The sequence below is a fragment of the Pseudoduganella sp. GW821-FHT11H04 genome (assembly GCF_058807935.1).
On sequence record NZ_JBXARE010000008.1, the window covers coordinates 59,582 to 80,407 of the forward strand.

Annotated in this window: 21 protein-coding genes; 4 read left to right on the forward strand and 17 right to left on the reverse strand. The window is 59.8% G+C overall.

Going from position 1 to position 20,826, the window contains the following annotated elements; genetic code table 11:
• The first annotated feature begins 23 nt into the window (after positions 1-23).
• A complete protein-coding gene (locus AC1RTP_RS18085; RefSeq protein WP_498609176.1) occupies positions 24-1,472 on the forward strand; it encodes an OmpP1/FadL family transporter in 1,449 nt (482 codons plus the stop codon).
• 54 nt (positions 1,473-1,526) lie between these two features.
• Here AC1RTP_RS18085 and AC1RTP_RS18090 read toward each other — a convergent pair whose 3' ends face one another.
• A complete protein-coding gene (locus AC1RTP_RS18090) occupies positions 1,527-2,465 on the reverse strand; it encodes an acetoacetate decarboxylase (ADC) (protein ID WP_498609178.1) in 939 nt (312 codons plus the stop codon).
• Positions 2,462-3,685: an NADH:flavin oxidoreductase/NADH oxidase family protein gene (locus tag AC1RTP_RS18095; protein ID WP_498609179.1), complete on the reverse strand. Its 1,224-nt coding sequence runs from the start codon at positions 3,683-3,685 to the stop codon at positions 2,462-2,464. Before AC1RTP_RS18095 ends, AC1RTP_RS18090 begins: the two co-directional genes overlap by 4 nt.
• Before the next feature lie 116 nt (positions 3,686-3,801).
• Here AC1RTP_RS18095 and AC1RTP_RS18100 point away from each other — a divergent pair, with 116 nt between their 5' ends.
• The 3 genes from AC1RTP_RS18100 (at position 3,802) to AC1RTP_RS18110 (ending at position 8,814) form a co-directional block, all read left to right on the forward strand.
• Positions 3,802-4,212 carry a MerR family transcriptional regulator gene (locus AC1RTP_RS18100; RefSeq protein WP_498609180.1) on the forward strand — a complete coding sequence of 137 codons (411 nt, stop codon included), beginning with the start codon at positions 3,802-3,804 and terminating at the stop codon, positions 4,210-4,212.
• A 119-nt stretch (positions 4,213-4,331) separates the two neighbouring features.
• Positions 4,332-6,335, forward strand: coding sequence for a beta-sandwich domain-containing protein (locus AC1RTP_RS18105; RefSeq protein ID WP_498609182.1), 2,004 nt, complete (start codon positions 4,332-4,334; stop codon positions 6,333-6,335).
• 172 nt (positions 6,336-6,507) lie between these two features.
• On the forward strand, positions 6,508-8,814 hold the full coding sequence (locus AC1RTP_RS18110) for an alpha-amylase family glycosyl hydrolase (protein ID WP_498609183.1): 2,307 nt from the start codon (positions 6,508-6,510) through the stop codon (positions 8,812-8,814).
• A gap of 95 nt (positions 8,815-8,909) precedes the next feature.
• Here the strand turns inward: AC1RTP_RS18110 and AC1RTP_RS18115 are convergent, their stop codons facing one another.
• The 15 genes from AC1RTP_RS18115 to AC1RTP_RS18185 form a co-directional block, all read right to left on the reverse strand.
• Positions 8,910-9,197, reverse strand: coding sequence for a hypothetical protein (locus AC1RTP_RS18115; RefSeq protein WP_498609184.1), 288 nt, complete (start codon positions 9,195-9,197; stop codon positions 8,910-8,912).
• Positions 9,198-9,209: 12 nt separating this feature from the next.
• Positions 9,210-10,136: an NAD(P)H-hydrate dehydratase gene (locus AC1RTP_RS18120; protein WP_498609186.1), complete on the reverse strand. Its 927-nt coding sequence runs from the start codon at positions 10,134-10,136 to the stop codon at positions 9,210-9,212.
• Positions 10,133-10,897, reverse strand: a complete 765-nt coding sequence (locus tag AC1RTP_RS18125) for a histidine phosphatase family protein (RefSeq protein ID WP_498609188.1) — start codon at positions 10,895-10,897, stop codon at positions 10,133-10,135. Before AC1RTP_RS18125 ends, AC1RTP_RS18120 begins: the two co-directional genes overlap by 4 nt.
• Positions 10,898-11,029: 132 nt before the next feature.
• The gene (locus tag AC1RTP_RS18130; protein WP_498609189.1) at positions 11,030-12,346 is read right to left on the reverse strand and encodes a sensor histidine kinase; all 1,317 of its coding nucleotides are present in this window, start codon (positions 12,344-12,346) and stop codon (positions 11,030-11,032) included.
• A 4-nt stretch (positions 12,347-12,350) separates the two neighbouring features.
• The gene (locus AC1RTP_RS18135; RefSeq protein WP_498609191.1) at positions 12,351-13,745 is read right to left on the reverse strand and encodes a sigma-54-dependent transcriptional regulator; all 1,395 of its coding nucleotides are present in this window, start codon (positions 13,743-13,745) and stop codon (positions 12,351-12,353) included.
• 9 nt (positions 13,746-13,754) lie between these two features.
• Positions 13,755-14,957 carry an ABC transporter permease gene (locus AC1RTP_RS18140; protein ID WP_498609192.1) on the reverse strand — a complete coding sequence of 401 codons (1,203 nt, stop codon included), beginning with the start codon at positions 14,955-14,957 and terminating at the stop codon, positions 13,755-13,757.
• Positions 14,957-16,234, reverse strand: a complete 1,278-nt coding sequence (locus AC1RTP_RS18145) for an ABC transporter permease (RefSeq protein ID WP_498609194.1) — start codon at positions 16,232-16,234, stop codon at positions 14,957-14,959. The genes AC1RTP_RS18140 and AC1RTP_RS18145 overlap by 1 nt, the downstream gene beginning before the upstream one ends.
• Positions 16,235-16,243: 9 nt before the next feature.
• On the reverse strand, positions 16,244-16,906 hold the full coding sequence (locus AC1RTP_RS18150; RefSeq protein WP_498609196.1) for an ABC transporter ATP-binding protein: 663 nt from the start codon (positions 16,904-16,906) through the stop codon (positions 16,244-16,246).
• Complete coding sequence (locus AC1RTP_RS18155) at positions 16,903-18,150, reverse strand: efflux RND transporter periplasmic adaptor subunit (protein ID WP_498609198.1); 1,248 nt, start codon at positions 18,148-18,150, stop codon at positions 16,903-16,905. The genes AC1RTP_RS18150 and AC1RTP_RS18155 overlap by 4 nt, the downstream gene beginning before the upstream one ends.
• A 429-nt stretch (positions 18,151-18,579) precedes the next feature.
• Positions 18,580-19,041 carry a hypothetical protein gene (locus AC1RTP_RS18160; RefSeq protein WP_498609200.1) on the reverse strand — a complete coding sequence of 154 codons (462 nt, stop codon included), beginning with the start codon at positions 19,039-19,041 and terminating at the stop codon, positions 18,580-18,582.
• Positions 19,042-19,152: 111 nt separating this feature from the next.
• Entirely contained in the window at positions 19,153-19,530 is a 378-nt protein-coding gene (locus tag AC1RTP_RS18165) for a hypothetical protein (protein WP_498609202.1), read from the reverse strand.
• A gap of 30 nt (positions 19,531-19,560) precedes the next feature.
• Positions 19,561-19,740: a hypothetical protein gene (locus tag AC1RTP_RS18170; protein WP_498609204.1), complete on the reverse strand. Its 180-nt coding sequence runs from the start codon at positions 19,738-19,740 to the stop codon at positions 19,561-19,563.
• 93 nt (positions 19,741-19,833) lie between these two features.
• Positions 19,834-20,094: a hypothetical protein gene (locus tag AC1RTP_RS18175; RefSeq protein WP_498609206.1), complete on the reverse strand. Its 261-nt coding sequence runs from the start codon at positions 20,092-20,094 to the stop codon at positions 19,834-19,836.
• Positions 20,081-20,485 (reverse strand): hypothetical protein, encoded by a 405-nt coding sequence (locus tag AC1RTP_RS18180; RefSeq protein WP_498609208.1) that lies wholly within the window; start codon positions 20,483-20,485, stop codon positions 20,081-20,083. The genes AC1RTP_RS18175 and AC1RTP_RS18180 overlap by 14 nt, the downstream gene beginning before the upstream one ends.
• Positions 20,486-20,532: 47 nt before the next feature.
• The gene (locus AC1RTP_RS18185; protein ID WP_498609209.1) at positions 20,533-20,817 is read right to left on the reverse strand and encodes a hypothetical protein; all 285 of its coding nucleotides are present in this window, start codon (positions 20,815-20,817) and stop codon (positions 20,533-20,535) included.
• Positions 20,818-20,826: the final 9 nt, after the last annotated feature.

Here is a 20,826-nt window from a genome sequence, read left to right on the forward strand (position 1 = left end):
AACTAACAAAGCTGAGACCTACTTTGAACCCAAAATACCTCTCCCTGATGGTCGCTGCAGCACTGTCCGCAGCCGCAATGAACGCTAACGCATCCGGTTACCGCTTTGGTTCCCAGTCCGTGTCCGGCCAGGGCACTGCAGATGCCAATACCGCTGAAGCTGCAGACGCTTCTACCCTTTTCGCTAACCCGGCCGGCCTGACCCGCCTGGATGGCTTCCAAATCACCGGCGGCATCACCGCAGTCATCCCTCACTCGACCTACACCGACGCTGGCTCCAAGCGTTTCACCGGCACCCCAACCGGCGGCGTGGCCACCCAGGACGACTTCGCACCGAACGCGGTAGCTGCTCCTAACCTGTACGCTTCCAAGAAGCTGAACGATCAGTGGTTCGTCGGCGTTGGCATGTTCGTACCGTACGGCGCCAAGCTGGACTATGACAACAACTGGACCGGCCGTTACGCGCTGACCAATATCGACCTGAAGTCGGTCACCATCAACCCAACCGTTGCTTTCAAGCTGAACGAGCAGCATTCCTTCGCCTTCGGTATCGACGCTGAATTCATGAAGGCCAAGCTGGGCCAGGCTGTGGACGTGCCTGGCACCGTGCAATTCCTGAACACCCCGGCCAACCTGGCTAACCCAGCGATCGCCGCGCGCCGCGCCCAACTGTTGCAGGCCATCGTTGCCAACGGCGGCAATCCAGCTGCCCTGGCAAGCATCAAGGACGGCCACGCGACCATGGACGGCAAGGATTGGGGCGTAGGCTTCAACCTGGGCTATATGGTTAGCCTGAACAAGGACACCCGCCTGAGCATCTCCTACCGTTCTTCGATCCACCACGAGCTGAAAGGCGACGCGGTGTGGGACTTCTCGAACGTGACTGCCGACGCTAAGGTGAACCAGGTGCTGCAAGCTTCCTCGCGCAAGAAGAATTCGCCAGCGCTGGTTGACCTGCGTACCCCAGAGTCCCTGTCGATCGGTATCTTTAGCCAGATCGATGACAAGCTGGCCCTGATGGCCGACGTCACCGGTACCCGCCACTCCCGCCTGCAGAACCTGAACATCCAGTTCGTTGGCACTGGCGAAGGCGATGAAGTGATCAGCCAGAACTGGACCAAGACCGTGCGCGCGTCGGTGGGTATGAACTACAAGCTGAATGACGCTTGGATGCTGCGCGGCGGCGTGGCGATCGATGCGACTCCAGTGAATGGCAACACCAAGCGTCATCCAGCACTGCCTGACGCCGACCGCAAGCAACTGTCCCTCGGCGCGAACTGGAAGATCACTCCTAACTCGTCGATCGACCTGGCTTACAGCTTCATCAAGTTCGACTCCGCATCGACCACCTACACCAACGCCTGCAACCCGCTGGCTCCAGCTGGCAGCTGCACCGGCAACGGCGAATCCACCGTTGGCACCTGGAACACCCGCATGAACCTGCTGGGCGTAGCCTACAACTACAAGTTCTAAGTCTTTCAGGCCTGAACGCAAAACCGGCACCTCCGCGAGGAGGTGCCGGTTTTTTTATTTCAGCAGCGTTGGTGCGTACAGTGCGCTCTGGAATTCCGGCACGTATTCATACTTCATCATTCGCCCCAACTGCAGCGCGCGGATATAGTCCGACAGGGCTCCCTGGCCAAGTGTCAGCGTGACCGATGAGGCGTCGCTGCTGGCGGCGTGCGAGAGCTGGCGCGAGACGGCGTAGCCAGTTGTCAGGCGTCCTTGTTTGTCTATGTTGGTGAAGCTGTTGGTCGTCATCTCGATCTCTTTGGACAGCCCATCCAGCTTTTTTCCTTCAAAGGTGATCTCGCCGCCGATCCGGTATGACACGGCTTGTGGCGAGTCGCTGCGTTCGATCGCGGTCAGCCACTTGGGCAGGTTATAGCCAACTACGCCGCGTACGCGGGCCAGTTCCGTATTCACAGGCAGCTTGAGCACATAGCCCCAGAAGTCTTTCGACATCGATTGTCCCATCAGCGTGAAGGGGCCGAAGCTCGTCGCACCTGGTTTGGTGGTGATGATCGATAGCGCCACCTCGTTATAGCTGTCGTTGTCGCAGTATTCGTAGGCGTAGGCAGTCAACGCCACCAAGCCTCGGCCAGGCCACACCTGCAGCGGCTGCGCCACCTTCAGTACCTGCTCCGGCATCAGTTCTTTAAGCCGCGCGAAGTCGGCTGTGAAGACGGCGGTGATGCGGCTGTTCTTGTAATAGAAGTTTGGCGACCAGGATTCAAAGCCGATGTCGACCTTGTTCTTTTTCAGGGTCTTGAACCAGCTCAGGTCCAGGTCCGGTGCTTCGGCCGCGATCACCGGCAGCGGAGGGTTGGAGCGATAGCGGTCGTACAAGCCGCCCTCGACCACCGGCACTGGATTGCCTGCGATGTCGATGTTCTTGTTGTCGGCCCACGAAGGAAAGGTGAGGGCGGCCAGCAGCAGGCCGGCGCCAGGTTTTATGATCTTCATGTTTGCATCCATTTGCGGTATTTGAAATTCCTGATTGCGGTGTCGACTTGCTGTTGCAGCAGGGCGAAGGTGGGCGGTACGTTAGGGTTGGACGGTTTGCCTCGGCTCAGGCGGCGCAGCTGGTGCTTGACCATGGCCATATACGCCACTGATGCCAGTACCTTGTTCTTGAAGGTCACAGCGCGCAGCAGGGGCGCCTTAGTGCGGTCGTTGCGCCATGCCTTCGGCAGTTGCGGATCGAGCGCCAGTGCAGTGCCGATGCCGGCCATATCGATGCCGCTACCCAGCACTTGCTCGACCACCGTAAAGCGGCGAATGCCTCCCGTGACCATGACCGGCATTTGCGCGACAGCACGGATCTCTTTCGCGAACTCCAGGAAGTAAGCCTCACGCGCCAGGGTACGGCCGTCGCGCGCATCGCCCTGCATGGCGGGGGCTTCGTAGCTGCCGCCTGACAGTTCGAGCAAGTCCACGCCGAGCGGGTTGAGTATCTCGACCACGCGTTTGGCGTCATCGGTGCTGAAACCGCCGCGTTGGAAGTCCGCCGAATTGAGCTTGACCGCGACCGAGAAGCCGGTGCCCACCGCGACGCGGACGGCTTTGACAATGTCCGCCAGCAGGCGGGCGCGATTTTCGATTTTGCCGCCCCATTGGTCTTCGCGCTTATTGGTGATTGGCGAGAGGAATTGGCTAAGCAGATAGCCGTGGGCGGCATGGATCTGCACGCCGTTGAAGCCGAATTTCTCCGCCAACAGCGCCGCGCAGACGAAGTTCTCTTTTACTTCGGCGATATCGGCTTCCGTCATGGCGCGCGGCGCGGTGAACTGTTTCGAGAAGCTTCCAAGCTCCATCGACACCGCGGATGGCGCGATGGTTTCCTGTCCCAGCGCTGCGGGCATCTGGCGGCCAGGGTGATTGAGCTGCATCCAGATGTGGGCACCGTGCGCACGCGCAATGGAGGACCATTTTTCAAAGCGCGCGCTGTGCAGCCAGGAGTCCAGGATCACGCCGCCGGGACCCGTCATGGCGCGGCGATCGACCATCACGTTGCCGGTGATGAGCAGGCCGGCGCCGCCTTCGGCCCAGGCGCGGTAGAGCTGGATCAGGTGGTCGGATGGGGCATGGTCCTTGTCCGCCATGTTTTCTTCCATGGCTGCTTTGGCAATGCGGTTGGGGATGACGGCGCCATTGGGCAAGGTCAACGGAGTAAAGGGGGTCATCAGTGGATCCATCGGTTGGTTGCGATGGCTCCACCTTAGGATTAAACCTAACTTGAAGGTCAAGCCCTGTTTTTGCGCCTTGACCTTCAAGCGAGCTTTAAGCTTATAGTGCGAGTATGAAAATTGGAGAATTAGCCAAAATGACCGGCCTGGCCGCGTCGGCGATCCGCTTTTACGAGTCGAAAGGACTGCTCAAGGTCGGCAGCCGGCAGTCCAACGGCTATCGCGAATACCCCGACGATGCGGTGACTGTGCTGCGGGTGATTACCGACGCCCAGCACGCCGGTTTTTCGCTTGAAGAAATCAGGCAATTGCTGCCGGATGATGCTTCGTCATGGAAGCACGATGAACTGCTTGCCGCCTTGCGTAAGAAGATCGATGACATAGAAGCGCTGGAGCAGCGCCTGGCGCGCAGCAAGGCCGAACTGAAATCGCTGGTTCAGCTGATCGACTCGAAACCACCTGGCGGTGACTGCAAAGAGAACGCCGAACGGGTCATGGCTTCGATGGGCGCTCGGAAGCGTTAGTTTAGTAAAAATGGACTAAATGAGCCCCTAAACTCCGAAGTTTGTTGATACTCCCTTACCCGCTTTATACATTGGGTCAACCGGTATTAAACCGGTCCACAATAAAAGGGAGATGACACATGGATACATGCAAGAAGGTCGTGCACAAGGCGCTTTCGCTACTGGCTTTATGCGGTTTTGCCGGTTCCTCCGCGGCTTGGGCTGCGACGGGGTATAACGGTGTATATGGCGGCGGACCAATGTACAAGCACGTCGCCAGCAATATTTCAGAGATCAAGAATTCCGGCTTTACCGAAGTCATTGTGTGGAGCGTGCAGGTCACCGCGGCCGGCGACTTGAACTTCAATGGCGAATTTCCGCTGACATCGAACGGCGCCTACGTCGGTAACAATACGTGGCCTAATTTCGCTGCGGACCTGGCGACAATGAAACAGGGCAGCGCCAAGCGCATTACTTTCAGCGTCGGCTCGTCGAATGCAAATCCCAGCGACTTCGATCACGTCAAATCGCTCGTGCAATCGCAGGGCACCGGCACCAACAGCATTCTGTATAAATCCTTTCTCGCACTGAAGCAGGCCATTCCCACGCTGGAGGCGATTGATTTCGACGACGAGAGCACCTACGACTCCGCCTCCATGACGCAGTTCGCTGTGATGCTTGGCAACCTGGGCTACAAGGTCACCATGTCGCCCTACACGAATTCGACGTTCTGGACCTCAGTCGTATCGAACATCAATACGCAACTGCCTGGCACCGTCGATGGCGTGCACTTGCAGGCCTATTCCGGCGGGGCAGGCAACAGTCCATGCTCGGGCTGGAATTTTGGCAGCGTGCCGGTCTTCCCTGGCTTGTGGGATTCAAACTATACGCCGCCGGCATTGCAGACCAAGATGGCGAGCTGGAAGAGCCAGTGCGGCATTACTGGCGGCTTCCTTTGGCTGTACGACGACTTCGCAGGCAAGACCTATAATGGCCAGAACTCCGCGCAGGCCTATGCAACGGCGATCAACAATGCACTTGGCATCGATCCTTACCCGCCGGGCGCTTACGACGTTCAAGCCATTTCGACTGACGGCACGGCAATCACCAATGGCGGCATCGATGGCAGCGGCTATGCTTATTCCTCAAACCTTCTCGGCAGCTCGGTCACCTGGAACGGCAATACCTTCGCGCTCGGCGCCGCGAACGCCCTCGATGCCTGGTATAACACGACGGTCGCGTTGCCTGCCGGCCAGTACAATACGCTGAGCCTTCTCGCCACAGGCCTTCAAGGCAACCAGGTTTCGCAAACCTTCGTCGTGAACTACTCCGACGGCACGAGCACGACGATCAGCCAAAGCCTGAGCGACTGGTTCAGCCCCCAGAACTATGCGGGTGAATCGAAAGCAGTCACGATGGCTTACCGCAATGGCCCGACCGGCACGAAGGATAACCGCACCTTCTACCTGTACGGCTACACGTTCGCGATCAATGGCGCCAAGACCGTGACCAGCGTCACGCTGCCAAGCAACCGCAATGTCGTTGTATTGGCTGGTGTGTTGAGTAATAGCGCGGCGCTGCCGCCAGGTACGCCAGTCAGTTTGTCGACCGTGTTCACGCGGGGCGGCGCCTACACCGACGGCACGAAGTTCGGCAGCTGCTCGTTGACCTGCACCGGTGGCGGCCTGGATAACGGCGGCTATGCCTTCTCGTCCAACCTGCTTGGTTCTTCGACCACGCTGAATGGCGTCAAGTACAACTACGGCGCGGCCAATGCGAACAACGCCGTCAGCGCTGCGGGACAGACGCTCCAGCTCCCGGCGGGCCAGTACGCCTCGCTGCGTATGATGGCGACTGCGGTCGGCGGCAACCAGACTTCGCAAGCGTTCAAGGTCAATTACACCGATGGCACCTCGGCCACCTTCACGCAAAGCATGAGCGACTGGTTCACCCCGCAAAGCTATGCCGGTGAACTCGATGCCGTGCCTATGAGCTATCGCAATACGAACAATGGCGGCCGCGATAGCCGCACCTTCCACTTGTACAACTACACGTTTGCGCTGAATAAGGCGAAGACCGTCCAGAGTGTAGTGTTCCCGACCAATGCCAATGTCGAAGTGATGGCAATGACCTTGGTACCTTAACTTTCCAGCTTCCAGTCGGCGGTGTGCCGTTTTTGATAAGTGTGCTGGAGTTGGATTTGTAGTGGAATTACATCAGTTCAATCGGATTGCGATTGAGTAAACCTGAGGTAAGGCGCAGAATAAACTCGCTACCAAGTAGCAAAAGTACATAAATCAAAAAAGGGAGACATACATGAAAGTTCGCCGTGCCCTCGGGGTGGCGATGCTGGGCTGCGCCTTGCTTGGCAGCCCGCTCGCCCACGCCGCCATCAATGCCAGCAGCCTTGGCGCAGCCTATGACGCCACCAAATCCAGCATCAATTTCAAGGTTTATTCCAGCCGCGCCACCCGTATTGACCTCTACCTGTACAGCGCCGCCACCGGCCAACAGGAAAAAGTCAGCCTGCCGATGACCCTCGGCACTGGCGGTGTCTGGAGCCTGAACGTCACCAGCAGCCAGCTGGCAAGCTATGGCTTTGGCATGAGCAACACGGTCTATTACGGCTATCGTGCCTGGGGACCGAACTGGCCGTATGTCGCCGGCTGGACCAAGGGCTCGGCCACCGGCTTTATTACCGACGTCGACGCCAACGGCAACCGCTTCAATCCGAACAAGCTGCTGACCGACCCGTATGCACTGGAGATCAGCCACGATCCGACGACGGCAACCATGAGCAACGGCACAATTTACGCCAGCGGCTCGCTGTACCGCAATATCGACAGCGGCAGCAACGCGCCAAAAGGCATTGTGCTGCTGGGCGACACGCAATCGATCGGAACCAAGCCAACGCGCGCCTTCAAGGACGACATCGTGTACGAAGCCCACGTGCGCGGCCTGACCAAGAACGACAGCAGTATCACGGCTGCCTACCGCGGCACCTACAAAGGCGCCGGCCTGAAAGCGCCATACCTGGCCAGCCTTGGCGTGACGGCAGTCGAATTCCTGCCGGTGCAGGAGACTCAGAACGACACCAACGATGCGGACCCGAATTCCGACACGGGCGACAACTACTGGGGCTACATGACCCTGAACTACTTCGCGCCCGACCGCCACTACAGCTACGACCAGACCGCCGGCGGCCCGACCCGCGAATTCAAGGAAATGGTCAAAGCTTTCCACGACAACGGCATCAAGGTCTACATCGACGTGGTGTACAACCACACCGGTGAAGGCGGCCAATGGAACGCGGGCGACAAGACCACCTACAACCTTTATGGCATGCGCGGCCTGGACAACCCGACCTACTACTCGCTGACCAGCGATTACCAGAATTCATGGGACAACACCGGCGTAGGCGGCAACTACAACACCCGCAACACCGTGGCGCAGAACCTGATCGTCGACTCGCTCGCCTACTGGCGCGACAAACTGGGCGTGGACGGCTTCCGCTACGACCTGGCCTCGGTGCTGGGCAACACCTGCCAGCACGGCTGCTACAACTTCGACAAAATGGACAGCGGCAATGCGCTGAACCGCATCGTGGCCGAACTGCCGCCACGGCCGGCAGGCGGCGGCAGCGGCGTCGAACACATCGCCGAACCGTGGGCGATTGGCGGCAATTCCTACCAGGTGGGTGGCTTCCCGACCGGCTGGGCGGAGTGGAACGGCATGTACCGCGACGTGATCCGTCAGGACCAGAACAAGATGGGGCAGGTGACTGTGACGCCAGGCACGCTGGCAACGCGCATCGCAGGTTCCAGCGACCTGTATGGCGACGATGGCCGCAAGCCATGGCATTCGGTGGACTTCATCACTGCCCATGACGGCTTTACGCTCAAGGACCTGTACAGCTGCAATTCGAAGAACAATAACCAGGCCTGGCCTTACGGCCCGAGCGACGGCGGCGATGACAATAACAACAGCTGGGACCAGGGCGGTGTCGCGAGTGACCAGCGCAAGGCCGCACGCAACGGCATGGCGCTGATGCTGCTGTCGGGCGGTGTGCCGATGATGGTGGGCGGCGACGAGTCGCTGCGCAGCATCAACTGCAACAACAACCCGTACAACCTGGATTCCAGCGCCACCTGGCAGAACTGGAGCTGGAGCACCGACCAGTCCAACTTCCAGTCCTTCACCAAGGGATTGGTGGCGTTCCGTAAAGCCCATCCGGCGCTGCGCCCAGCGAACTTCTACGCGGCGACGGATGGCAACGGCAACGTGATGGAGCAGCTGCGCTGGTTCAAGCCCGATGGTTCGGTGGCCGACACCACCTACTTCAACGATGGCAATAACCACGCGATGGCGTGGCGCATCGACGGCAGCGAATTCGGCGACACCGCCTTCGCCATCTACGTCGCCTACAACGGCTGGAGCGGCAACGTGAACTTCACGCTGCCATGGCCAGGCAATGGCAAAAGCTGGTACCGCGTGACTGATACCTGCACCTGGGCCGAAGGCTCCGGCCAGGTTCGCACGCCAGGCGCCGAAGACTTCATCGGCGGCGAGAACACCGCCTACGGTGTCTGCGGCCGCGGCATACTGCTGCTCATCGCCAAGTAAGCGTCACCGCAAATGTCCACTTCGGGGTCAGGAACCAAAGTGGACATTTCCTGGAGAAATGTCCACCTTCGTTCCTGACCCCAAGGTGGACATCTTCAGTAAGTCGGCCGCCGGTCCCGCTGCGGGTCGCGCTGGTCGATCCTGTCCGGTGCGGTGGAGGGCGGCTGGCCGTTGCCAGTGGTGCCTTGCGTGCCACTGGTACCGCTGGTGACCGGCGCCGGTTCGCCGGTGGCTGGCGGAGGCAGAGTGGTCGCCGGTGTAGCGGTGTTCGGAGCGGTCACCGGAGCCGGCGTCACATCTTCATTATGCTTCTTGCAGCCGCCAAGGCCGGCAGCCAACGCTGCGCCCAGCAACAGGGCGCCTATTTTACTCAAAATGTTCATTCGAAACTCCTCTCATTGTGCAGCCAGCACCCGCAGCAATGCGGGTACTTCAGCTGCGATTTCGCGCGCCAGGTAGCCTAGTGGGCCGCAACGCAGCGCCAGTTGGTCACCGGCTGCCGCATGCAGCGCCACGCCCCAGGCCGCGGCCTGTTCCAGGGAAGCGCCGCGGGTCAGCAGTCCGGCGATGATGCCGGCCAGGGTGTCCCCAGACCCGGAAATGGCCAGGCCGGCATTGCCGCCCTGGTGCTGCCACGACTTGCCATCCGGCGTTGCCAGCACGGTGGTGGCGCCTTTCAGCGCAACCACGGCATTCCAGCGCCCGGCGGCGGCAAGTGCGGCGTGGTGAGGATCCTGTTCGATGCTGCGGCGCTCGACCCCGGTCAGGCGCGCCAGCTCGCCGGCATGGGGTGTCATTAGCACCGGTGAAGGGAAGCGGAAGTGCTCCCAATCGACCGCCTCGTCCAGCAAATGAGGTTCGCCGCGAGGACGCACGGCGGTCATGGCGAGGGCGTCAACCACGATGGAGATGCCCTGGAAGCGCGACAGCATCTGATGGACCAGCTCCACGCAAGCCGCTTCATCCTGCATGCCAGGGCCGATCAGCAAGGCATCGGCTTTACCGGCCAAGTCGCCGAGCCGGCGCACGCTGTCCGAGTGGAAACCATGCGACGGGGTTTCGCCCAGGCTGATTACGCGCGCTTCCGGAATGGCGGCGCCGACATGCGCCGCCACGCTGGCGGCAGTAGCGATGGTCAACTTGCCGGCACCCGCACGCAGCGCCGCTTCGCCGGCGAGGATGGCGGCACCCGGCATTTCCGCTGAGCCTGCGACGATCAGGACATGGCCGCGTGCCTCCTTATCGCCATCGAAGCCAGGTTGCGGCAGGGGCCAGCGGCGCAGCAGGGCGGGATTTAGCTCAAGTGGCGCCACTTTACTCATGGCTTAGGCGCGGACGGAAAGTCCGGCTTATCGGTGACCGGCGTACCGCTCTCCTTGAGCGGCGCCACGAAGTTTTCCAGCTCCAGCACCAGTTTGCCGCGCTTGCCAGCTTCCGAATCGAATTGGTAGGAGGTGACACCGCAATTCGGTACATCGGCAGCGCGGTCGATGGCGAGGATGGTTTCCTCATCCAGCCGCTCAAACAGGTAGCGGAAGCAATTCACGATCACCTGGTGGCCGATGATCAGCACCCGTTCATGCCGATACTCGCGAGTGATGGTGTCAAGCACGCTGCGCAAGCGCAGAATCACATCGCACCAGCTCTCCCCGCCGGGTGGACGGAAATAGAACTTGCCCACGTGCTTGCGCTGTTCCGCCAGTTCCGGGAATTTCTGTGCGATGCCGAATGGAGTCAAGCGATCGGTCACGCCGAACTCCTTCTCGCGCAAGCGCTCATCGGCCACCACGGCTAGCATATCTTCCTGCCCAAGACACTGCAGCACCGCCATGGCAGTGGCGTGGGCGCGCAAATAAGGAGAGTAAAGCACGACGTTGGGCTGGCGCCCGGGCGGCAGGGCAGCAAACCATTGCGCCAGCGCATTAGCCTGACGCATGCCAAGTTCCGACAGCGGGACATCGACATCGCGCTCAGCAATATCAATCAATAACTGATTGGCAGCCGTAGCCGCATCGCGCGCTACATTACCCGCGCTCTGGCCATGACGCACCAGCCACACCTGTTGCGGCCATTTTTGTTCCATCGCAGACCTTTCGGCGGACAGTCAAAAGCCTATGTTAAGCGATGACGGCACGCGATGGCACACAATCCCCCGTCATAGCCGAGCCCGTGTCAACCAAAGAGCCTGACCCCATGGTTGACACGGGCTGAGCCGTTAGGGGAGGGGGAACCAGATGTCGAAGCTGGTTTCGCCGGCGGCGTTGGGGGCGAGGCGGTGGGGGAAGCCGTGGCGTAGCAGGACTTCGCGCACCAGCAACAGTCCGATGCCTTGGCCGCCTTTTTTGGTGCTGAAGAAGGGGGTAAATAGCTGGCTGGCGGGTACGTTGGACAGGCGTGCGCCGGAGTCGATGACGGATAGGCGCAGGCCTTCATGTTCGCGTACGAGTTCGAGTTCGACTGAGGCGGCGCCGCCGTTTTCCTGTTGGGTAGCGTGGGCTGCTTCCATGGCGTTCTTGACCAGGTTTTGCAGCGCTTGTTCGATCAGTTGGCGGTCCAGCGGCAGCGGGCCTGCTTCGTCGCGGCGTCGCCAGCCGATGCTGATGCCGCGGCTGCGGCATGGTTCTCGGTACAGATAGAGGATGTCTTCCACCACGTCTTGCACAGCGCAGGGGCGCAGTTCGGGCGCGGGCAGCTTGGCGACGTGGGTGAAGCGTTCGATAAATTCGCCCAGGCTGGCGTTGCGGCGCTTGACGGCGCCGATCGCTGTGGCGAAGTCTTCGCCGTCGCTGTCGGCCAGCTGGCGGCGGTAGAACAGCAGGGATTCGAGGACCGAACCAGTGGCGGCGACGGTGTTGTTTACTTCGTGGCCCAGCACACGCACCAGTTTTTCATAGGTGGCGCGTTCGGAGCTTTGTAGCTCTTCGGTCAGTTCTTCCAGCAGCAGGAAGCGGCGTGCGAAACCTCGGTCGAAGAAGTGGCCGCGCTGGCCGCGATACCGGCGGCCGTCCGGGTCGGAGAGCATGGTGCTGGCGCCGTCTGGCAGGCTATCGAGCTGCTGCAGCAAATGCTCGCGGTGGTTCAATGCGCGGGCGCTGGGGTTGAGCAGGGATATGCGGCCGTCGAAGTCGAAGACGATGACGGCGCTGGGCGTTGCCTCCAGCAATCGGTCGAGGAAGCCTTGCTGCTCGCCGATGCGCAGGCGTTCCGCATGCAGGGTGTCGAGCAGGGCGTTGAATTGGGCTACCAGTTGGCCCAGTTCATCGCTGCCGCTGCCGTGATGGCGCAGGCGCGCGGCGTAATCCTGGTCTTGCAGCAGCTCGCGCAGGCGCTGGGTGTAGCCAAGCGGCTCCAATGCCCGCCGCAGCAGGCGCGCTCCAAAGAGGAAGCTGGCCACGAGTACGATTTCAAGCCCGATAAACATCCATGGCCGCTCGCGCAAAAGCAAGAATACAAGCACGAACAACAGCAGGTGCAGCGCCGCCAGAAAAGCGAACAGCTGCACGCGCAACCGGCTGAGCCCGTGTCCCACCATGGGGTCAGGCACCTCGGTGTGACACGGGCTCAGCCTCGGGAGGCGCGCCGATACCGTGGCGTTCGAGGCGGCGGTACAGGGCGGCCCGCGACAGGCCCAAAGCCGTGGCGACGCGTGTGATATTACCTTGGTGCTGTTCCATCGCTTTTTCGATCATCAGTCGTTCGACCTGGTCCAGCGTCATGCCGTCCACGCCGAGGCGCTGGCTGCCGCCTTCCTCGTGCGCGCTGGCGGCGATGAAGTCGGACTTGTCGAGTTGCGGCCGGCCGGCAAGCAGCATGGTGCGCTCCAGAGTCTGGCGCAGCTGGCGGATATTGCCAGGCCATTGTTGCGCCACCAGCCAGTCCAGAGCGGCGGGTGTGACGCTGGTCGGCGGCAGGCCGTAGCTTTGCGCCACCGTGGCGAGGATATGCCGCACCAGCAGCGGAATATCGCTGCGCCGATCGCGCAGTGCTGGCAGGCGGATGGTGATCAGGTTTAGCCGGTAGAACAGGTCTTCGCGGAAGCTGCCATCGGCCACCATCTCCGCCAGCTCGCGATTGGTGGCGGACACCACGCGCACGTCCGCCTGCTCGCTGCGGCTGGCGCCAACCGGCGTATAGGTCTGGTCCTGCAGCACGCGCAGCAGCTTGACCTGGTCGGGCCGCTGCAATTCGCCGATCTCGTCGAGGAATAGCGTGCTGCCATGCGCCGTGGCGAAGTGCCCGCGCCGGTCGCTGCGCGCATCGGTGAAGGCGCCTTTCACATGGCCGAACATTTCGCTCTCGAACAGGCTGGGCGTGATCGCGCCCATATTGATCTTGACCGGCGCCAGCGCGGCGCGCGGGCTATTGCAGTGGATGGCATCAGCCACCAGTTCCTTGCCGCTGCCGCTTTCGCCCAGGATCAGCACCGGCGCGCGGGTCGCTGCGACCTGGCCGATGGTCGCCAGCACGCGCAGCAGTTTTGGGTGCTCGCCGATGATCCCGGAAAAATCGAACTGCCGATCCAGGTCGGCACGCGTCGGTCCGTCGCCGGCCTGTTGCGGGGCTGCCGACAGCGTAGTGCGCACGAGTTCCAGCAATTGCGCATTGTCCCAGGGCTTGGTGAAGAAGTTGGCGGCGCCGGCCTGCATGCCTTTGACTGCCAGTGCAATCGAGCCCCAGGCCGTCATCAACAGCACGGGCAAGGCAGGATAGGCGCTGCGGATCGATGCCAGCAGCGACAAGCCTTCGTCACCGCTGGTTTGCAGCGAGAAGTTCATATCCTGCAGCACCAGGTCGAACTGGCTGGAGGCGAGCGACTGCAAGGCTTGCTGCGGATCGTCGCAGCAGCGCGCTTCGTAGCCCGCCTGTTTCAGCAGCAGTTGCAGCGAAACCTGTACGGCGCTGTCGTCGTCAACAATCAAAATACGGCGCATGTCTTCCTATTATTCGTAATGCAGGGCGGCGGCGGGATGGAGGCGGCTGGCACGCCAGCCCGGATACAGCGCGCACAGCAAGGATAGCAGATAGATAATACCCATTGAAAGGGCTGCCCCGCCGGCAAACACCTGCCAGTTCAGGGCATCGCCAAGTGCGCCCGTCAGCGGCAATTGAACCAGCAGCGCCAGGCCGAGCACCATGGCGACGCTGCTCAGTAAAAGTTGTTCGGTCACGATCTGGCGCGCGATGCTGCCAGCCGTAGCGCCCATGGCGCGGCGCAGGCCGATTTCCGGGATACGGCGCGTGGTGTTTTGCCAAAGCACGCCGAACAGGCCAAAGCCCACCATCGCCAGCAGGAAGGCGGCAATTACCGACAAGACCTTGATCGGCACCAGCTGCATGGCCAGTTGGGAAGTGCGCAATTCGGATAGTGGATTGATCGTGTAGCTCCAGTCATTGCGGACTTGTTTCAATTGGCGTTGCATTTCGAGCTCAAAGGAGCGCGGTGTGCCGGGACGCATTTTCACCACCAGCGTCATTTGCATCTTATTGCCTTGGATTGGCGAGTGCCGGAACAGCATGAAAGGCCGCGGCGCCATGAAATCCCCATGGCTGCGGAAGTCGTCAATCACGCCGACGATACGGAACCGGTCCGCGTTTTTGGGATCGCTTGATTCAGCGGCCACCAGTTGGTCCAGGGCAGAACGTCCGGGGAACATTTCCTCTGCCAGGCGACGGTTGATGACCGTTGCCGTGGCGCCGGCGCCTTCATCCTGCGCCGACGGCCAGCGCCCTTCGACAAGTTTCATTCCCATCGTGTCCCAGAAATCATCGCTCGCTTCGGACATATTGGTGCGCACGCGGTGGCTGCCATCAGGAAGCGTAATCTGGCTGACCATGCTGGAGTCCTGGAACATGGCGAATGTAGTCAGGCCGGCGTTTTCCACTTGCGGCATCGCCTTCAACGCCCTGATAAAGCCATCATGCCCGCCTTCAGAACGGCCTAACTGGTTGCCCTTAGGCGGCTGCAGCTGCACAGCCCATACGTCCGCATATTGAAAGCCCAGCGACCGGTGATACAGCTGCCAATGCCTTACGCCGGTAGCGGCAATTGCGAACACAATGAGGAAGGCGAGCATGATTTCCACGCTAAGCAGCATATTGCGCGTCTTGCGCTTCCAGGTCAGTTTCAACAGATGGCGCAACATCAGGCGGCTCCCTTCAATGCGTGTACAGGGTCAAGGCGGGACATCTTCATGGCCGGTACAACGCCGGACAGCACCCCAAAGACAATGGTAATCAGCAGCCCCCAGCCGAACACTGCGAGGTTGATGCCAACCTTTAGGTATGGAATAGGACCTGCGGCTTCCATCCACCACAGGACGCCTGCTGCCAGCGCCAGTGCAATGGCGCCGCCAACCAGGCAAAGAAGGACGTTTTCCAGCACCAGTTGGGCCGCAAGTTGATTGTTGCTGGCGCCGAAGGCTTTGCGCACGCCGATTTCAGTGCTGCGTTCCATGATGCGGCCAACGTTCAGGTTCACCAGGTTCAACGCCGGCAGGAGCATGAACAGCAGCATCAGGATCGTCACCCCAACCAGCACCATATTGGCGCCTCCGACGAGCTCACCGCCGGGGATGACGACGCCGGTATTGGGATTGATGTCCTTGCTGCTTGTTATTGAGCGGGCGAACATATCGATTTTGGAGTCGGCCCACATTTCGCCTTTCGTGAATTCGGGGTCGCCAGCGAAGTCCATCTTGCTGGCGATGCGCTGTACTTCCGCGCGGATTGCGGGCAGGTCGTCAGCGCTACGCGCCAACAGCAGTGCGAAGAAATTGCCCGTCATCCGATGGCGGAAATCGGTGTTCGGATAGGCGGTGACCGGAACCCAGATGTCGGCGTATGCGTTCAAGTGCATCGCATCCTGCACGACACCGATCACCGTAAAGGTCTGGCCGCCGGTTTCCAGTTTGCGATTCAGCGGTGCGGGATCGCCGAACAGCTTAATCGCCATGGACTGTGCCAGGACGGCAACCATGCGGCCTTGTGCAACGTCGTCCTCATTCGGAACTCGGCCGGCGAGCACCTTGAAATCCATCACACGCCAGTATTCCGCATCGACATGGCGCATATTCAGCTCCGTGCTGGACCCGTTCATGATGACGGCGGTCGGCTCGATTCCGGAAACTGCGGCTACCATCTCCACGCCAGGCATAGGCTTGAGGTACTTGTCGATCACGCGGTAGCCAAGCGGGCTACGGCTGATGGCAGTGCCTTTCTCGTTGGTCGCTTCCATCATATTCACTTGCAGGAAGCGGTTGCTGCGGTGCTCCACTCCGGAAGGGTAGAAGGCTTCTTGTAGCAAGGCGGTAATGACCAGCAGCACAACCAGGGTCAATACGATGCAGGCGAGGTTGATGGCGGTGAACAGCTTGCGGCGCTGGAAGACATTCCATGCCGTGAGCAGGTAATTTTTCAGCATGGCCGCTCCTTACGCCACCAACTGGCCGTCGAACACGCGCACGATGCGGTGGGCGCGGCGGGCTTCGTTTTCGTCGTGGGTGACCATGACGACGGTGGTGCCTTCCTCGTTCAGCTTGAGCAGGATGTCCATGACTTCCGCGCCCATTTTGCTATCGAGGTTGCCGGTCGGTTCGTCGGCCAGCAGCACGCCGGGCTGACCCACCATGGCGCGCGCGATGGCGACACGCTGCTGCTGGCCGCCGGAGAGCTGGTTGGGATAGTGCTCCATGCGCGCACCCAGGCCGACTTTTTCCAGCGCGGCGCGAGCCCGCTCGCGGCGCTCGCTTCCGGACATGCTGCGATAGAGCAGGGGCAGTTCAACATTGTCGATCACGCGCAGGTCGTTAATCAGGTGGAAGCTCTGGAAGATAAAGCCGAAGGTGTCGTTGCGCAGCTTCGCAACATGCTTGTCCTTGTATGACCGAACCTCTTGGCCGCCGACGTGGATGGCGCCCGCGCCTGGGCGGTCCAGCAGGCCAATGATATTGAGCAGCGTGCTCTTGCCGCAGCCGCTGGGGCCCATGATGCAGACGAATTCGGACTTCTGCACGTGCAGGTCGATGTCCTTCAGGGCCAAGGTTTGCACCTTGTCGGTGAGGTAAGTCTTGCTGACTTTTTCGAGTTTAATCATTGCGCGATCCTGATAGAGTCGTAATCTTTGAAATTGGAGGTGTCGGATATAACGATGCGGTCGCCGGCGCGTGCACCGGCAAGGACTTCAACTTGTTTGCCGTCGCTGGCGCCAATATTCAGCATGGCCTTGCGCGCGGTGCCGCCATTCACGACGAAGACTGCTTGCTGTCCGCGCCCATTGATGGCGGGACCGCGCGTTACAACCAGGGCGCCATCCTTGCGGGCAGCGACGATATTGGCATCGACACGCAGCTTGTTGCGCAGTTGCGGGTGATTTGGCTGGTCCAGTGTGATGAGCAGCTTGACGGTGCCGTCCTGGATTTCCGGCAGGATGGTGTGCACCTTGCCTTGTAGTTGCAGGGCGCCTTGCTCGATGAGCACCGCCTGGCCAGGCTCCACGCGGCGGGAGTGGAAGTCGGACAGCGTGGCTTCCACCCGGTAGTTGTGCATGTCCGAGACGCGGGCTACCAACTGGCCGGAGGCCACGGCGGCGCCTTCGTCCTGCAGCAGCCAGGTGAGCATGCCGTCGAAAGGAGCGCGAACCTGGGTGCGCGCCAGGAGCTCCTCTTGCTGCGCCAATTGCTTGCGCAGGATGCTTTGCTGCAGCTGGGCGCCTTCGATATTGCTGGCGGTGGCGCGGCGCACGTCCTCCACCTGTTCCTGCTGCTGGCGCAGCTGGATTTCATTGCGCTTCACATTCAGTTCCGCGGTCAGTAAATCCTCCGCCGATACGCCGCCATGCTGGCGCAGGGTCTGCGAGCGTTGCAGCTTGGCGCGCGTTGATTGCAGGTCCAACTGAAGAAGTTCGATGCTGCTGGCGAGCTGCTTGCGCTTCTGTTCCTGTTCCAGTCGCAGGGTCTGGATGCGGTTGTCCTGCTGCGCCAGTTGTTCCTTCAGGCGTTCCAGCTCCAGCTTGACGGACTGGTTGTCCAGCTCCAGCAGAAGGGCGCCGGTGGTGACTTGCTGGCCGGGGCGGGCGTGGACTTTGGCGATGCGGGTCTGGATCGGGCTGGGTACCTGTTCTTCGTGCACGGGCACGACGACGCCGGCTGCATCGATGGTGTCGGCGATGCTGCCTAAGCGTACTTCGGCGATATTCAGCTGGTTTGCGCCAACGCTCGGCGCTACGGCACGGTTGACGCCCCACACGGCGGCGCAGGCCAGAGCGAGGCCGGCGCCTATCGCAATGAGCGTTGTGCGCTTGCGGCGCTTGATGATTGAAGGGTTGATTGCTTGGTCCATGCACGGGGTGTTGCAATCTCCGTGCCATGTCGCAAAGCCGCATGTTTCCATGGTTTTGCGGCGGGCATGGTGAGCGCCGCCGCACGGTACTGTCCGAATTCGGACAGTACCCAGGCCTCTAGCGAATGGCCTCTTCGGTGATGCGGACGTGGGCGTCGGTTATGTGCACGCCATGCGCCTCAATGTCGTCGAGGCACTCGTTTGAGTCAACGCCAGGCGTTCGCACTTCCCTTAAAAGTTCGACTGTCTTGAACTCAGTCCAAGGCGAGTATTTTTGCGGGAGATTGTCACCTGTTGGCTGCGTTGTGAAGCCGAAGACCCGGCCGGGTCCTCTGAAGATATGAATTTGCATGTGTTCTACCAGTAGTTGGGAAATTAGGCATTTCTAAAATCCTCCTTTCTCTAGTTGTTGCGCAAATCTTCGAAATCTTATTTCTTCGGCAGATCCAGTTTCTTCTGCAGGTCGGCGGAGTCCAGGTACTTCGTGAAGGTGGAAGTTCCCGCTGCGACTTCAGGCGCGGCAAAGAGTTCACGGCCGGCGATTTGGCCCAGGAGTTCGAATGCGCCACGGAAGGCGCCTACGCCCTCATATTTGATGGCCAGTTTGGCTTCGTTCGCGCAGGCGTCGCCAACCAGGCGGGAAAAGAGACCAGCGATGGCCTTGTCTGCCGCTTCGCGCTTATCCTGAGGGATGTTCGAGTACGAATTGAGCTGCGGATTCAAGGCGATGGCAAAAAAGATCCACTGCGTCAGAACTTGCTTGTCCTGCGTGGTCGAATTCTTGACCAGGCACTTGCCCAGATCATCTTGATACACGCCAGCATGCGCTGGAACTGCCAACATAGCGGTAGCCGCCAGGGCGATAGAGGCGAAGGCTTTTTTTGCGAACACTGCGGATTCTCCAGATTGGGTCAAATGAATTTAACGTCGCGTTAACGTTTTAGCAATCCCATTATGACGCCTACGCCCCTAGCGATCAACAGGCTGGATAAGCTGCAGGCCTCATTGCGTGCCTGGTGCAGTTGCGGAATGCAGGCTTACCCGGAACATCATGCCGCCATCAGCCGCGGGCCAGAATGCAATCAGCAGCGGCACAACCTTGCCGCAGAATGTGACACCCCAACGCTCATAAGTCGTTGGGTTCGAACCTTCAGGATTATTTTTCCCCGGAGGTGTAAAAGACTTGGGAAGAATTTGTGCTTCGACTGCCTCGATAGTTGGGCAATTGAATCGCGAAGGCCCAAGGACCGCTACGGTGTTGAGCGTGTCAGTAATGAGCTTCTCAGTGGCGGTTGTTTGACCAGTAAAGCGCACTTGATCTGCTGCTGCAGGAAGGCAAATTGCCAGCGCCGACAGGAATGACAGAACTCGTATTTTCATAGTTAAGTAAAGGTATGACTTGGCCAGGCTTTAGTACTTATGGTGCAGGTCCGAGGAGCGTTCTTTCCAAGTGAGGAGTGTACGGAGCACTTCATCCAGCGAGGCGTCGTAGCTATTTGCAATACCTCCCTCCATACCCGACATCGCCGAAGCCACTGCGCGACCAGCTCTTTGGCGCTTGTAGTTTTCGTTGTAGAGGATTTCGATCATTTTGGTGCCGTGAAGCGTACAAATTCGGAAGCCGTCCACTTCTTGCCACAGAGTTCGTTGGCTTCCGGCGCGAACAGGTGCCTGACATGCGTGTTATCGTTCAAATTGCTCTTCATCGACTAGTTCGATTTCGTCGGGGTACATTGCATCTAACCAAATGGTGAAACCATTTTTTGGATTTGAGCATTCGACTTCGTACGCAGGTTCCGGTTTTGAATAGATCTCGAGAATTGCACCGATGTCCCCGATTTGCGGCAGGCGTTCATAGTCAACGGTTGCATCGGCAAAGCGGGTATTACGGATCGCTTTAACGCGTACCACATCAAATTGGCGTATTCCGTTAATACCACTCACCGTCGTCTCCTTGAACACGTGCAGAAAGCTTTTTTGCGACTGCCTTCATTTTCGCGATTGCGCTCTTGCTCGGATTCTTGACCGTGATTTCACCCCGTGAATAGTAGAAGTAGTGCTTCTCTTTTGACGTCGGATCGATCCATGAAGCCATCAAAGGGTTAAAAACCTGAATGACCTCATGCGTCTTCGGATTTTCAGCGGTAGCGCGCGTATCCATCTGAAGCTGACCATCAGATGCGACGGCAGCTTTCCACTCCAGTTCTGAAATCGGATGGTTCGAGCTCAATGTCCATTCTGCAGCCCTGGTGATATGTAAGTCATAGCCAGCCAGGGCGATCCTGGGAAGGCAGAACATCGACAACAGGAAAATTTGGGCAAGGGCGCGAATCATTTGGGAACTCTACGATTAAAGAGCGGAAGATGGCGCGACTTGATGCATCATTCCTGAGCCTCGAAAATCGCGCTTTCAAACATCCCATTCATGCGGTGAACCACCTTGAACTGGGTTTCAGCGACCTTGAAGGCGATAAGGAATTCCTCCGCTTCGTCAACGAGAGATGCAGCCCAGTCAAGCGACGCCTTCTCAATATCCTGTTCGGCACCAAGTCCATCTAGCCCGCGAATCTCGCGGCGAGTCGGTAGGCATGCGACAGGAATGAATTCATCAAATCCGTTGTCGCGTATGACGTTACGCGTAAGCGCGGCGAATGCAGCAATGTCCACAGAATCCTT